Source organism: Polaribacter sp. (assembly GCF_039939415.1).
Lineage (GTDB): Bacteria > Bacteroidota > Bacteroidia > Flavobacteriales > Flavobacteriaceae > Polaribacter.
The window spans coordinates 73,016-87,994 of sequence record NZ_JBDVJE010000016.1; the positions used below are offsets into that span (position 1 = coordinate 73,016).

13 protein-coding genes are annotated in these 14,979 nt (G+C 28.0%); 7 read left to right on the forward strand and 6 right to left on the reverse strand.

Going from position 1 to position 14,979, the window contains the following annotated elements:
* Position 1: 1 nt before the first annotated feature.
* Positions 2-1,633, reverse strand: a complete 1,632-nt coding sequence (locus ABJG40_RS03350; RefSeq protein WP_348023167.1) for a hypothetical protein — start codon at positions 1,631-1,633, stop codon at positions 2-4.
* Between the two features lie 161 nt (positions 1,634-1,794).
* Here ABJG40_RS03350 and ABJG40_RS03355 point away from each other — a divergent pair, with 161 nt between their 5' ends.
* From ABJG40_RS03355 to ABJG40_RS03365, 3 genes are all read left to right on the forward strand, one after another.
* The gene (locus ABJG40_RS03355; RefSeq protein WP_348023168.1) at positions 1,795-3,135 is read left to right on the forward strand and encodes an NAD(P)/FAD-dependent oxidoreductase; all 1,341 of its coding nucleotides are present in this window, start codon (positions 1,795-1,797) and stop codon (positions 3,133-3,135) included.
* Between the two features lie 69 nt (positions 3,136-3,204).
* Positions 3,205-3,786 (forward strand): tRNA-(ms[2]io[6]A)-hydroxylase, encoded by a 582-nt coding sequence (locus ABJG40_RS03360; protein WP_348023169.1) that lies wholly within the window; start codon positions 3,205-3,207, stop codon positions 3,784-3,786.
* A gap of 116 nt (positions 3,787-3,902) precedes the next feature.
* Entirely contained in the window at positions 3,903-4,334 is a 432-nt protein-coding gene (locus ABJG40_RS03365; protein WP_348023170.1) for a DUF4268 domain-containing protein, read from the forward strand.
* 179 nt (positions 4,335-4,513) lie between these two features.
* Here ABJG40_RS03365 and ABJG40_RS03370 read toward each other — a convergent pair whose 3' ends face one another.
* Complete coding sequence (locus ABJG40_RS03370; RefSeq protein WP_348023171.1) at positions 4,514-4,852, reverse strand: DUF4870 domain-containing protein; 339 nt, start codon at positions 4,850-4,852, stop codon at positions 4,514-4,516.
* Positions 4,853-5,119: 267 nt separating this feature from the next.
* Between ABJG40_RS03370 and ABJG40_RS03375 the strand changes: the two genes are divergently transcribed.
* The 4 genes from ABJG40_RS03375 to mnmE all read left to right on the forward strand — a co-directional run bounded on the left by ABJG40_RS03375 (position 5,120) and on the right by mnmE (position 8,621).
* Positions 5,120-5,620 (forward strand): DNA starvation/stationary phase protection protein, encoded by a 501-nt coding sequence (locus tag ABJG40_RS03375; RefSeq protein ID WP_348023182.1) that lies wholly within the window; start codon positions 5,120-5,122, stop codon positions 5,618-5,620.
* 48 nt (positions 5,621-5,668) lie between these two features.
* Positions 5,669-6,541 (forward strand): mechanosensitive ion channel family protein, encoded by an 873-nt coding sequence (locus ABJG40_RS03380; protein WP_348023172.1) that lies wholly within the window; start codon positions 5,669-5,671, stop codon positions 6,539-6,541.
* Between the two features lie 56 nt (positions 6,542-6,597).
* On the forward strand, positions 6,598-7,140 hold the full coding sequence (locus tag ABJG40_RS03385; RefSeq protein WP_348023173.1) for a hypothetical protein: 543 nt from the start codon (positions 6,598-6,600) through the stop codon (positions 7,138-7,140).
* An 86-nt stretch (positions 7,141-7,226) separates the two neighbouring features.
* Complete coding sequence (gene mnmE / locus ABJG40_RS03390) at positions 7,227-8,621, forward strand: tRNA uridine-5-carboxymethylaminomethyl(34) synthesis GTPase MnmE (RefSeq protein WP_348023174.1); 1,395 nt, start codon at positions 7,227-7,229, stop codon at positions 8,619-8,621.
* A 105-nt stretch (positions 8,622-8,726) separates the two neighbouring features.
* Here mnmE and ABJG40_RS03395 read toward each other — a convergent pair whose 3' ends face one another.
* Genes ABJG40_RS03395 through ABJG40_RS03410 form a run of 4 tightly spaced genes read right to left on the reverse strand, consistent with a single transcriptional unit; the run spans position 8,727 to position 14,748 of the window.
* Positions 8,727-10,073: a DUF3526 domain-containing protein gene (locus ABJG40_RS03395; protein WP_348023175.1), complete on the reverse strand. Its 1,347-nt coding sequence runs from the start codon at positions 10,071-10,073 to the stop codon at positions 8,727-8,729.
* 2 nt (positions 10,074-10,075) lie between these two features.
* Positions 10,076-11,521, reverse strand: coding sequence for a DUF3526 domain-containing protein (locus ABJG40_RS03400; protein WP_348023176.1), 1,446 nt, complete (start codon positions 11,519-11,521; stop codon positions 10,076-10,078).
* Positions 11,522-11,526: 5 nt separating this feature from the next.
* On the reverse strand, positions 11,527-14,031 hold the full coding sequence (locus ABJG40_RS03405; RefSeq protein ID WP_348023177.1) for a TonB-dependent receptor: 2,505 nt from the start codon (positions 14,029-14,031) through the stop codon (positions 11,527-11,529).
* 24 nt (positions 14,032-14,055) lie between these two features.
* On the reverse strand, positions 14,056-14,748 hold the full coding sequence (locus ABJG40_RS03410) for an ABC transporter ATP-binding protein (RefSeq protein ID WP_348023178.1): 693 nt from the start codon (positions 14,746-14,748) through the stop codon (positions 14,056-14,058).
* Between the last annotated feature and the right edge of the window lie 231 nt (positions 14,749-14,979).

Below are 14,979 nucleotides of genomic sequence, written 5' to 3' on the forward strand. Positions count from 1 at the left end.
ATTATTGTTGATTACTCTTTAATAAAGGTTGATTTATAAAATCTACATCTACAATAGGCGCATTCTGAGTAATGAAACTAAAATCAGATTTTTGCGCATTTCCATGACATCCTTTACACCCACCTTGAACAATTTTTTTCTTTCCTTGGTATAAGTTAATTCCTGTAGGGTTAAAAGTTCCTCTCAAAGTATCTAATGTCCCAGAGAAATCTCGTAATGTTTGATTTGTTTCTGTAACAATATTCGATAAAAAATAATCTGTTGTATTTGCATTATTTTGTGGATGTCCTTGTACACCAATCAATTTATAATATCTCCAAACTGAGGTTGGGTCTAATGCTTTAATTTGTTTATGAACATTGTCATTAACTTGCTCAGTTCCTTCTAAAATGGGGTTTGCTCTGTAAGCATATTGTTTGTTTGGGTTTACACTTGGGTTACTATTTCTATTATAATAAAACAATGTATTTTTTGGCTCTATAGTAGTGTTTAAATTATCTACTTGTTCAAAAGTTGCAAATACATAACTTGGAAAAGTTTTTGTTTTATGAATAATATGTAAGCCTACTAAACCGTAAGGCAACGTTAACAAGGTAGAATTACCTCCTTCTGTCTTATATGTTGGTGTTGCTGGTACTATATCATAATAAGCAGTTCCATCAGGATTTGGACTTCCTAATGTACCTCCTCTATAATAGATAATTGGTGCTGTTAAATATCTTCCACTTTGATATTCTTTTAAGGTTAATTGTCTCCAAGTAGCTTTTACTTCAATAGAACCTTCTACTCCATTATTATCTCCAAAAGGAAATACAATCATATTTGGATCTGGAGTTGGTTGATAAATAGCCCCTTTATCTTCATTTTTGATGGCATTATCTGTATAATTTATTTTTTGTGCCCTAATGGAAGCATCATATAAATTATTATCTGAGACATAATCAAACATATCTCTATTTGCTTTAGCTTCATAAATCATTCTTCGTGGTGCTCCAGGCAAACCACTCGCAGTTTTTGATTTATTTGCATTTGTAGCTCCAGGTGCATCAGGATCTCCATCTACAAACAGAGTACATAAATTGATCTCTGAAGTTTCATCTAAATTGTTAAAAATAGTGGTAATTTGATTTAAAGGAGTTGATGAATTTAATCCTTTAATTGATTCTTGATTCTCTAGGTCATAAAAATATTGTGGAGCAGTATCAAAGTTTTTATTATAATTACTAGTATTTTTAGGATACAGCTCTACTCTATGCTTATAAGTTTGCCATACAAGTTGCCCTGTGTTGGATGCGTTTAAAAAATCTAAAACTGTTTTAGAAGTATCTGGCTTTCCTCTTTCAAAAGTTGTAGTATTATAACTAGATGGCCAATTTAAGGCTATAAATTCTTTCCATGCAAATTGTGATAAAGCTACTTGTCCGCTATCTTTTGGGCTAGGAACATCGTGAGGTACATTGTACGCTGTGTTTTCAAAAAAGTTTATTGAAGAATCTTCTGAATAGAGAGTTCTTTTGTCTTCTGATTTAGCTTTGGTAAAGCTATAAACTATTATTAAAACTAAGCTTGTTAATACATAAAAAAACAGTTTTTTTCTACGCATTAATTTCTGGTGTAAAGGTAAATTTCTCATACTTAGGTTATTTATGTTTTGGTTATACATCAAAAGTAAAAATTAACCAAAGCCATAAAAAGAGTATAAATACCTGATTATCAATACATATATTTTCACTTAAATTCTAAGTTGAAATTTTTAATATTTTTGATTCAATTAATTACATCTTAAATAAAAGAATGATTATACCTAATATAAGAGTTGCTATTATTGGTGGTGGACCCGCAGGAATTACAACTGCCATAAAATTGAAACAATACAATTTTGACGTGATTCTTTTTGAAGCCAGTAATTATAATAAAATTACTGTCGGAGAACATTTAGCATCGGAAGCTATTCATGAATTTAGAAAGTTAAAAATTCCTGAAAATATATTAACAGACAATAGTATTCCTTGTACAGAGGTACAAAGTGCTTGGGGAAATTCTGAAATACACCATAACGAATCTATATTTAATCCTTTTGGAAATGGATATATTTTATCGCGTCCTAATTTTGATGCTGATTTATTTAACTATTGTTCAAAAATAGGTATTAAAACTAAAATAGGAACTCGTATTTCTAAAATAGAAAAAACAAATTCTGGATGGGAACTCTTTTATAAATCAAATAGTATTCATGCTAATTTTATAGTTGATGCTAGTGGTAGAAATAGTAAATTTTTCTGTAATAATAAAACAGAAAAAGAAAAAGACGATGACCTTATTGGAATTACAAAAAACTTACAACCAATTGATAAATCTTTTATTGATAAAAGTCATTTACTAATAGAATCTACAGAATATGGTTGGTTTTATACTGTGCAAAATGCCTCAAAAAATTTAGTGTTTACTTTTATGACGGATGCCAAAATATGGCAAAAAAATAAAGATTCTCACAAAACTTTTTGGGAACAACAATTAAATAATAGTATACACACAAAAGAAAGACTTGCTAACTTTAAAATTGATGAAAAATTTTCTATACAATCTGCGCACTCTCAAATAGCAAAAAACATATTTGGTAAAAATTGGTTAAAAGTTGGTGATGCTGCACAAAGTTTTGACCCACTTTCTTCTGCCGGAATTATAAAAGGTCTAAAAACAGGACAATTGGCAGCAGAAAGTATTTACAACTATTTTAACGCTAATAAAAATGCTTTAAAAACTTATGAAATAGAAATAAAAAATCAATATAAAAATTACCAAGAAAAAAGAGCAGAATATTATGCAAATGAGATTAGATGGATGGATAAACCTTTTTGGTATCAAAAAAACTTAAATATTAAAAAGATTAAACATTTTACAATTATTCCACAAAACAAATTCATCGTTTTAGAAGATAATCTAATAGAAAAAGTAGCTTTTCTAAATGAACAACTGCCAGAAATAGAATTTGAAATACTTATTAAATACATAAAGCAATTTTCTTTTATAAAAGACGCTATAGCACACTATTTAAAAGAACAAAAACAAACTAATATAAATCCATGGCTATTTCATGCTTTAGAAAGCTTAAAGTTAATAGGTATCTTAAAATAAAAACACATCGAAATAAGTTTCATCTATTAAAATATTCTTAATTTTACACTCCATAATTGAATTTAGAATATGTTAGGATTACAGTTTGAAACCGAAACTTCTTGGGCAGAAATTGCGAAAGATAATTTACAACAGATACTTACAGATCATGCTTTTTTAGAGCAAAAGGCAGCTTCTAATGCTGTTTCTATTATCATTAATTATTCTGAAGAAACAGAGCTCGTAAAAGAAATGAGCAATATTGCCATTGAAGAAATGCAACACTTTAAAATGGTGCATTTATTAATGGTAAAACGTGGAATGGTTTTAGGGCGTGAACAAAAAAACGATTACGCAATTCGTTTACAAAAATTCTTTAATAAAACAAAAGACAGAACAGATGCTTTAATTCAACGTTTGTTAGTTGCTGCTCTAATTGAAGCTAGAAGTTGTGAACGTTTTAAGGTGTTTTCTGAAAACATGGAAGATGAAGAATTGTCTAAATTCTATAACAATTTAATGATTTCTGAAGCAAACCATTATACTACTTTTTTAAAATTTGCAAGAGAATATCAAGACAGAGAAATTGTTGACAAAAAGTGGAATGCTTTGTTAGCTTTTGAAGCTGAAATGATGCGTGAACGAGGAAATGCTGCTAAAATTCATGGATAATACAGTTAGCAGTTAGCAGTTAGCAGTTAGCAAAAATCAAATATTCAATAGAGTGTCATTTCGAAATGAGCTTTTTTAAGCGTTTGAGAAATCTCAACTTTAAAACTAATAATAAAATGTTTTCTAAAGACGAAGCTGCGTTAATGCGCAAAGAATTTTGGACAAGTTTTGGAAAATCATTTCCAAGAAAGTGGTTATTGTACAACACTAAAATAAAAGGATTCTCTTTTAAGTTTCTTGCCGAAAGAAAACATGCCATGGTTTGTTTAGATATTGAAAACCCTGATGAACTGGTAAACCTACTCTATTATGACCAAATGCTTTCTCTTAAAAGTTTATTAGAAACAGAATTACCAGAAGTTATTTTTGATGATGAATATTTACTAGAAAGTGGCAAAGAGATTCATAGAATTTATGTTCCTTTTGGTAAAAAATTTAGTGTATACAATAAAAATTCTTGGAGAGATTGTTTTGAATTCTTTGTTGAAACTATGGAGAAATTCGAGCTTTTCTTTTACGAATACGAAGAGGTTATTAAAAATATATAAACCAAATTCTATTTCTTTTTGTTTATTGATAAGCTCGCGTTAAGGATTGAAGCATTTGTTTGAGCTCTTTTTTGAGGAGCGAAAAAAAAGCGAGTGCGAAAAGCCTGACCTGAAAGGTAACGCCATAAAAAAAATCGCCCAATAAATGAGCGATTTTAAATTCTAACTATTTTCTTTTTCTATTTTATAAAAGTTATACTAAATGGATAACTTGGCGCTTCATTATTACTTGCTTTTACAGCATTTATAATAGGAAATATTAAATAAGCAAAAGCAATTGCAATGATTCCTAAAATACCTAGACCCAACAATAAAATTAATGGAATACAAATTATTAGGTAAATAAACATAGATATTCTAAAGTTTAAAATTGCTTTACCATGATGATCCATACCAAAGACTTCATCTCTTTTAGTAAGCCACAAAACTAAAGGAACTATAAAACCCCCAATACCAGTTACAAAATCTAATAATTGGCTTAAATGTGTTAATACTAATAGTTGTTTGTCTTCTTTCATTTTTTCTGTCTAAGTTTTAAAATTATACTTATTTGACGCTTTTATGCTTGTTTTGTTACAGTTTAATTTAAATAACATTTTTATTAAAAACAAACAAAAACCACTAAAATTAATCAAAACTGAATGTTTTTAACCTAAAAACACCTTAAAAAAGCAAAAAAAAGTACATTTTATGAAATAAGCTAACATCTAAAGTAAATGAGCAAACGCAACTTTGACTTTGATTCTATATTTGTATCAGAAATAATAATTAAAAACATAATAGATTTGAACTACTTAAATACAAACAATCAAAAAATTTTACCAATTGTAACTGAATTAAATGTTTTATTAGCAGATTACCATGTGTATTATCAAAAACTTAGAAATTTTCATTGGAACATTTTAGGAAAAAACTTCTTTGATCTACACAATAAATTTGAAGAAATGTATAATGATACTAAACTTAAAATTGATGAAGTTGCAGAAAGAATTGTAACACTAAAATACCACCCTATTAGTAAATTATCTGATTATATAGAAGTTTCTAAAATTAAAGAATCTAGTCCGCTTTTATCTGATGAAGAAATGGTTAGTGAAATTATAAGCGACCATAGTATTTTATTAGAACAATTAAATTTAGTTGTAGACAAAGCAGAAAATGCAAAAGATGAAGGAACTTTAGATTTAATGGGTGCTTATATAAGAGAATTAGAAAAATCTACTTGGATGTTAAGTGCTTGGTCTAAAGATACTAAAGAAGAGTTTAATAGCAGTTTTGTTAATTAGTTTTAAGTTTCTTAAAAACTGAACTATAAACATTAAACTATAAAGCTCATGAACAAAATAATAGATAAACTAGAAAGCTGGAAAGAAATTTTTATAAGTAATATACCAAACATAACAATTGCTTTAATTGTAGTAGTTGTGGCTTATTTTGGTTCGAGAATCATAAATAATTTAATATCAAAAACGCTAGCAAATAAAATACAGCAAGAATCTGTAAGAAATTTGGTATCAAGAGTTTCTTCTGCATTAATTTTCTTATTGGGTTTATACATTGCAATGACTGTACTAAAATTCGATGATACTTTAAAAGCAATTGTATCTGCTGCAGGTGTTTCTGGTATTGTGGTTGGTTTGGCTTTACAAGGTACTTTATCTAACACCATTTCTGGGGTAGTTTTATCTTTTAGAAAAAACTTAAATATTGGAAACTGGGTAGAAACTAATGGGTTTTCTGGTGAGGTAATAGATATTAATTTAAACTATTTTGTTATTAGAGAAGCAGATAATAATACTGTAATAATACCGAATAAAACTATTTTAGAAAATCCTTTTAAAAACTATTCTTTAACTACCAAAATGAGAATTTCTCTTGAATGTGGTATTGAGTATGGGGCAGATTTAGAAGAAGTAGAAAAGCTAACAAAACAAACCATACAAAATCATTTTGATCAAAAAAAAATTGATAAATACGTAGAGTTTTATTACACAGAGTTTGGAGATAGTTCTATTAATTTTTTATGTAGATTTTGGATAGATTCTAAGAATGCTTTGCAAAAATTAAGTGCAAAAAGTAACGCAATTAAAGAAATTAAAAAAGCTTTTGATAAAGAAAACATCAATATTCCTTTTCCAATAAGAACTTTAGAGTTTGCAAATAAATTAAATGTAAATAAAGAAAAAATTATTGAGAAAATATCCTAAAAAACTGGGAGAAAACAAATAGTTATAATTAATATTAACATATAAAAACACAAATTATGAAAATTTTTAAATTAACAGTATTCACATTATTATTAACAGCAACAACAGCATTTGCTCAAATAGGAAACCCTAAGATGTCTGACAATTGGGCCTATAGCGAGTTAACAGAAACTTTAGTAGAAAATAATAAGAATGAAACTTTCTTGGTAAAAGAACTAGAAATTACAGAAGAATACACTCCGGTTTTATTAGATCCAAAAGATAAATACAAACTAAATCAGGATATTATTTACCTACCAACTCAAGTTACTAAAAATTTAAAACTTGACTATGATAAAGATAAAAAATATGAAAAAGAGGTAGAATTTAACTACAAAAAACCAGATAATTTTAATTTAGAGTTTACATTAACTGAAAATGGAATTGTTATTAAAACTGATAAAAAGGAGATAATTGTTTCTAATATTTGGAATAAAAACACCAAATTGGTACATTCTAATCATAGAAAAAATAGAATTAAACAAGAAGGTACTTATATCGTTGAGTTTTCTAATAACAAAAAAGTAGATATTACAGTTACTAATTATGAAATCTTCTAATTACAACCTTTGATTTATTATACAAAGCTCAACACAATATGTTGAGCTTTTTGTTTTCTCATAAAATCTTTATGTATTTTTGCAACATGATTAATAACGATACTATTATTGCTTTGGCAACTCCTGCTGGTGTTGGAGCTATTTCTGTAATTAGACTTTCTGGTGAAAATGCGATAACAATTGTTGATGCTTTTTTTAAATCGATTAAAAAAGGAAAGACCTTAAAAAATCAGAAAACGCACACGATTCATTTAGGTCATATTGTACAAAATAATGTATTGTTAGATGAAGTTTTAGTGTCTGTTTTTAAGAATCCAAATTCTTATACTGGAGAAAATGTAGTAGAAATTTCTTGTCATGGATCTAGTTTTATTCAGCAAGAAATTATTCAGTTATTTTTACAAAATGGTTGTAGAATGGCAGATAATGGTGAATTTACCATGCGTGCTTTTTTAAATGGAAAGATGGATTTATCTCAAGCTGAAGCTGTTGCTGATGTTATTGCATCGAATTCTGCTGCGAGTCATCAAATGGCAATTCAGCAAATGCGTGGTGGAATTACCAATGAATTAAAAGATTTACGTATTCAGTTATTAGATTTTGCAGCTTTAATTGAATTGGAATTAGATTTTTCTGGTGAAGATGTTGAGTTTGCAGACAGAACAAAGTTTAAAGAATTAGTAGCAAAAATAACCTTTGTTTTAAAACGTTTAATTGATTCTTTTTCTTTTGGAAATGCTATGAAATATGGAATTCCGGTTGCAATTATTGGAGAACCAAATGTTGGAAAATCTACACTTTTAAATGCACTTTTAAACGAAGAAAAAGCCATAGTTTCTGATATTGCAGGTACAACTAGAGATGCTATTGAAGATGAAATGATTATTGATGGTGTTGCTTTTAAGTTTATTGATACTGCAGGAATTAGAGAAACAGAAGATGTTATAGAAAGTATTGGAATAAAAAAAGCATACGAAAAAGCAGAAAATGCACAGTTAATTATTTTCTTAATTGATTCAAATAAATTCTCATATGCTAAATATGAGTTTTTACAAGAAATTGAAACGATAAAAGAACGTTTTCCTAACAAACGTTTGTTAGTAATTGCAAATAAAGTTGATACTTTATCTTGCCATGACACCTCTATTTTAGAATCTGAAATTGAAAATTTAATTCTTTTATCTGCAAAAAACAAAACAGGAATTGAAGAATTGAAAAACGAATTGACTTCTTTGGTTAATATTGGTGCTTTGAGTAATAATGAGACTATTGTTACCAATTCGCGTCATTTTGAGGCTTTAAACAATGCTTTAACAGCAATTACTTCTGTTCAGCAAGGTATAGACTTAGAAATTGGTACTGATTTATTTTCTATTGATATTCGTGAATGTTTGCGTCACCTTGGCAATATTACTGGAGAATATGATGTTGATAAAGATATACTTGGACATATTTTTGGGAACTTTTGTATTGGAAAATAGCTTTGTTTTCCTTTAGGTTTCTTTGGTATGACTATAACAAAAAAATGATATTAAATTAGTATTATTTTTAATATCATTTTTTATGTACACATTTAGCTTTTTCTTTTATTTAAAATACTTCAGATTTTTAATTACACTAAAACCTATTAAAAACAAACTGATTATAACCATATAAAGAATATTATCAAAGAGATTAAAGCTATTGGCTGTTTTAAAAAATTCTGGTTTGTATTTTTTCCAATCTATTTTATTTGCAGGTACATTTTCAAAAATTTTAGGATAAAATTGCAAACGCATTTCTTCATGAAATTTAGTAGTTGCATTCAAAAAATTTACTTGATGTGTTAAACTTGTGTTTGCAATATCATTCATAGCCAATTGTACTTGTAATGGAGGAAAAAATTGAGCAATATTTTTACTTAATTTCTCTCTTTTTTCAATCTTATTATACATTGCATCTCGCTCCTGCTTAGATTCATCATCTCCCATTTGCTGCATAGCATAATACCATAACCAAGAAAAACCTTCTTCTTGTAATTTATATTCCGAAAACTGAGGATAATGAGCATAAAACTTATCTAAAGTTTCTTTTTTATCTGTATCCCATTTTTTATGATACTCATCCCTTTGCTTAATTGTCATAGTAAAAGCCTCTTCTACGGAGTATTTATTGGTTACATAATTGTTTACCAAAACCGGCAAGAAAACAACTAAAATTAACCAACTACTTAACAATACAATTGCATTTGTATTTGATGATTTTCTTAGTAAAATAACAAAAAAGCAGATTGAATACCAAAATAACACGTACAAATAGCTCATTATTACAATTTGTAAAAATCCTTTACTAAAAGGAATATCTAAAATAATTTTAGCTAATAGCAGCAAAACCCCTAAAATGGCAAGAACAAAAAACACTCTAATAGATAATTTCTTTAATAAATATTGAAACGATGATTTACCTTGAATAACAATCATTTTCCAAGTACCATCTTCTATTTCTTCTGATAAAATATTAAAATTTAAAGCGATTATAATTAATGGAAATAGGAAAATAATTAAAAAACTAATATCTAAATTCCCAACATGCAAACGCATTGGGTTTACTAAATCTGTATCATATTTTTGACCTTCTAAATTTAAAATAGTTACATTTTGGATGTGTGAATTTAAATCACTTTGTCCAATAGATATTCCTGCCAAAGAATTTACTGGATTTATAAATGAAAACTTTAAATAGTATAATAATAGGCCTAAATCATCTTTATGAAGGTGGCTTTGTGTTTCTATATGTTTTTTTTGTTGAATCGTCGTTTTAGCAATTACTTCCTGCTTTTGAGTTAAAAATTGTTTTCCTGTTCCAATACTTAAAACTCCTAAAATCATAAGTATTCCAAAAGCTAATAATACCGTTTTTGATCTAAAAAATTGTTTGATTAATATAAAATACATAGCTAAATAATTTTAAATCGATTAGAAAATTTGGTCATAAATAATAGTGTTAATAACAACCATACAACAAGGGTTACAATAGCTATTAATTGCGTTTTTATGGTTTGATAAACGGGTATAAACTCGTAGTTAAACTTAGGAGCAGCTTTCCAATAAGATTTATCAATTACATTAATTTTACCTTCACTACTTGTTGCTTTGTTACTGATAAATTTCATCTGTAATTCATTCATATATTGAGATTGTTTGTACCTGTAATCTTCTGTTTGTGACAAGAAATTTACGTAAGTATTAAAATCTGTTCCAGAAAAACTCATTGAAATATTTTTAATTGCCAAATAAGGATTTAACAATACTAAATTATTGGTAATACTATTTTGTTTTCGGTAAGTATCAATCAATTTTTCATGTTGATTATTATAAATTTTTGCTGATTGTTCCTCACCTTTACTCATTAGAAAACCACTATAATTTATTGGTAAATCTTTTACGTCTGTAACATTATTTGCTTTTAAAATGGAATCTCTTAAACTATTAAAATAAGGATCATTTGGGTTATGACTATCCCCTCTTTTAGAAGTTTCTACTTCAATAGCTTCTTTAAATGCTATTTTTGAAAGATTAGGATACATAGAATTACCAACAACTTGTGCCATTTTAGGAGTAATGATAAAAAATAGTAACCAAACTCCTAATAAGGTTAATAAAGCCTTACTTGAATTTTTACTTTTACCAGAAACAATTACAGTTATACAACATAAAATTATATAAAATATGACATAACTTATACTAATCAACAAAGATCTAGATAGTATTGAACTGTTAATTATATCATTTTCTAAAAAAGAAATACTCCATAAAGAAAATAAAGCTGGTAAAAAGAAAATTGCCGAAACAAAAAATAATCCCAACGATTTACCTAAAAGAATTTCTGTTATAGCAGCGCCTTGTACATGAATAATTTTTAAAGTTCCGTTTTCTTTTTCTGATGTAATTGAGGCATATCCTAAGAAAAATATTATTAAAGGTAAAATAAGTTGTAGTAACATGGTAATATTTAAATCACCAAAACGTACTAAACCTGTAGACAAACTAGCTTCAGAAAAATTAGCTGTATTTTGTTTATGTGCTTCTAAAAAGATAGTATTACCTGTATAACTTTCTATACCAGAATCAAAAATACTTAATGGATGTTGCAAACGAAATGTAAACGATCCAAAATGTGCCATTCTATGTGGATGCTTATCTGGGTTTTCATCCCAACTTTTTCTAGATTCTTCTTGATGATGTTCTACAACATGATGGTGCTTTTCAAAAGCTATCCAACTATTTGTAGTTACATAAGCTAAAACAACCAAAAAAATAACTAAAAGAGGTAAAAGACCTTTATTACTAAAGGCCTTTTTAAAAAATTGTTTTGCTATTAAAATAACAACTGACTTTTTCATAAATTTTAAAAGTTATAAGTTGCATTTAATAATACATTTCTTGGAGTTCCTGGACCTAACCTAGAAGGATTTAAACCACCTAACCAATATGTTTTATCAAATAAATTATTTACTTTAAGAGTTAGTTGAATTCCAGTATTATCTGGCTTGTAATAAACAGCAGCATCAAAAACAGTATATTCTGGTAATAATACTCTATCTGTAGCATATGTAGGGTTGTACCATGTATATCTATCACCTAAATATTGAGCTCCAAAACCAATACCAATTCCTTTTAAAGTTTTATTTACAAAATCATAACGTCCCCAAAAATTTGCATTATGTTTTGGTGAACCTCCAATTCTTTCTCCAATAAATTCTGCAATAGCATCTTCTTCAATAGTCGCATTTGTATATGCATAAGAAGCTGTTAGTTGTAAATTTGGTAAAACATAACCAGAAATATCTGTTTCAAAACCTCTACTCCTTTGTTCTCCTCTTGTTGTTAAGTTATCCAAATCGTAAGTATCACCTAATAAAATATTTTTTTGAGTGATATTAAAAATTGCAAAGTTTGCAAATATTTTTCCGTTTAAAAACTCCCCTTTTGCTCCTATTTCATATAAGGTACTTTCTAACGGATCAAATTTTGCTGGTGAAGCTGACCAAAAGAAACCCTCTGCAGTTGGTGATAATGATACTGTGTTAGTATGTGGTTGAAATCCTTCTAAATAAGTTGCGTAAGCACTAATATCTTTAGTTACTTCGTAAGTTAAACCTATTCTTGGTACAAAAGCACTTGTTTTAAATTCTTGCTCATCTCCTTTGTAATCAAAAATATCTGTAAAAGTTTCATACCTTAAGTTTAATAAAGCAGAAAATTTACCAACCTTAAACTGATTTTGAATATAAAAACCATTTGAACTATTTAAATTTGCTGGTAGGTATTGAGATAAATTAGAAATTCCATAACCGCTTGTATCTCTAGCTCCATTAAACGGGTTTTCTAAATCAAAATAAGCACCTGCAGGAACAGGCATTGTTACACCATCTATAGTCATTTGCTGAAAATTAGCTGCATTAGCAGGATCAAAATTAGCTTGCCCACCACTTACTGTTAAATATCTTCTAGCTCTAAACCAACCAGCACCAATTTTTCTTTCCCAACGTGAAGCATCATAACCTACTAAAAATTTATTAGTAATTTTTTCTGTTTTGATGTCATAATTAAAATAAGCACTAAAATTATTTGTTTCCCAAAATTGTTGTCTTTCATCATATCTTAATCTTACAAGCGTAGGAATTACATTTCCATCAATATCAACCATTGATCCACCAACTCTATGTTCTGCTAAATCTTCATCCCAAGTTTGCTTCATAAACTGTGCGTTAAAACCAAAGTTATCAGTAAATTTCTGACTAAAGTTTGCCATAAATATTAGCTCATTAGTTTTGTAATGATCGTTAGAAGCACTCACACTCATTGTAATAGGTGTGCTATCTATATCATATTCACCATTAATTGACCCAAAAATTGGCTGACCTCTATCTAAATTTCCTTCTGCATTATTATAAATCATTTCAACATTAAATGAAGTTTTTTCATTTGGAACATAACTTAAAGAAGGGTTAATTAAAATAGCGTTATTATTTATTACATCTCTAAAAGAATCTGCATCTTGATAAGCTGCGTTAAAACGATATAATAAAGTTTTTTCTTCATTTAATGGTCCAGTGAAATCTGCTGTTGCTCTTAAGGTTCCAAAACTACCAGTGGTAAAACTTACAGAACTTCTTTTTTCTGCCAATGGTTTTTTAGTTACCATATTTACAGTTCCTCCAGGATCTGCACTTGAAAAAGTTACAGAAGATGGCCCTTTAATAACTTCTACACGTTCTAAATGAGAAGTAATAGGTTGTAAAAAGTAATACTGACGAGTTCTCATTCCGTTAATCACTTGTCCATCATCTGCTTGTGTAATACCTCTAATGTTATAATGATTATATAAACCTGTAGCAGCAACACTACTTACAGTTTTTACAGCGTCTACTAATTGAAATGCTTGACGATCTGCTAGTAATTCTTTGGTTACTGATGCTACAGCTTGTGGTAACTCTTTATTCTTAATTGCGGTTTTTGTTGCAGAAAAAGAATAATCACTATTATAATCTTTTCGAACTCTACCTATTACTTCAATTGATTGTAGTAATTCAGCTAAATCTTCTAAAATAATAGTTCCTAAATCTATATTTTGATTGCTAGATATTGTAATCTCTTTACTATAAGTTTCAAATCCAATATAAGAGATATTTATGTTGTAAATTCCTGATTGATTTAATTCAATACTAAAATTTCCTTCAGAATTTGATGTAACTCCTTTTTGTTTATTTGCTTTATTTATTAAAAGAATGTTTGCTCCCTCAATTGCTATTTTTTCTGAATCTAAAATTTTTCCTTTTATTTTAGATTGTGAAAAACCTAGTTGTATAGTCAATAATAATATTGCGAATACGATGTTTTTAAAATTCATTTTTAATTTAGTGGTTTGTAATGGTTAAATTGTTTTAATATATAAATCTTGTAATTCTTGCGCAGAAATATTTTTTGTTTCAGTTGTATGAATTAGAGCTCCCTCTTTCATAATCCCAATTTTAGAACCAATATTTACTGCGTTAAAAATATCATGTGTAGCCATAAAAATCCCTACACCTTTAGAGGCTAATTCTCTGCACGTTTTTGCGAATTCTACAGATGCTTGTGGATCTAAACCAGAAGTTGGTTCGTCCATTAAAATATAAGAAGCATTTTTTGCCAAAGCCACTGCAATACCCACTTTTTGGCGCATTCCTTTAGAATAAGTAGATAGTTTTTTAGAATATGACTCTTCTTGTAAATTTGCTTGTTTTAAAAAACTTATTAATTCGTTTTTCTTATAATTAAAACCCGCTAATTTGCTAAAGAAATCTAAATTTTCTAAGCCAGATAAGTTACTATATAACTGAACTGTTTCTGGAATATAAGCTATTGCACTTCTTTTAGATTTACTATCTGTTACAGAAACATTGTCTATTAAAGCTTCTCCTGATGTAGGCGCTATTAAGCCTAAAAAAATATTAATGGTTGTTGTTTTACCTGCTCCATTTTGTCCTAGTAGACAAAAAATTTCTCCAGGATTTACTGAAAGGCATAAGTCTTTAAGCGCAGATTTATCATCATAACGCTTACAAAGCATTTTTGCTTGTAGCATATTTAAATTTTTAATAAGTTAAATTGTAATCCTATTATATTAATTTTTATTATTTTTAATTAGTCTAATTAAAAACAAAATTAATAAATATAATTAATATGTAATATTAAGTGAACACTAAAAAACAAAGAATAATACTTTACACACTATTTAGTTTAAAATGGTATGTAAGTAGTAGTAATGTTTATTAAGTTAAGGTATAAAAATAGGTGGTGCTCTAGATTTTTTTAG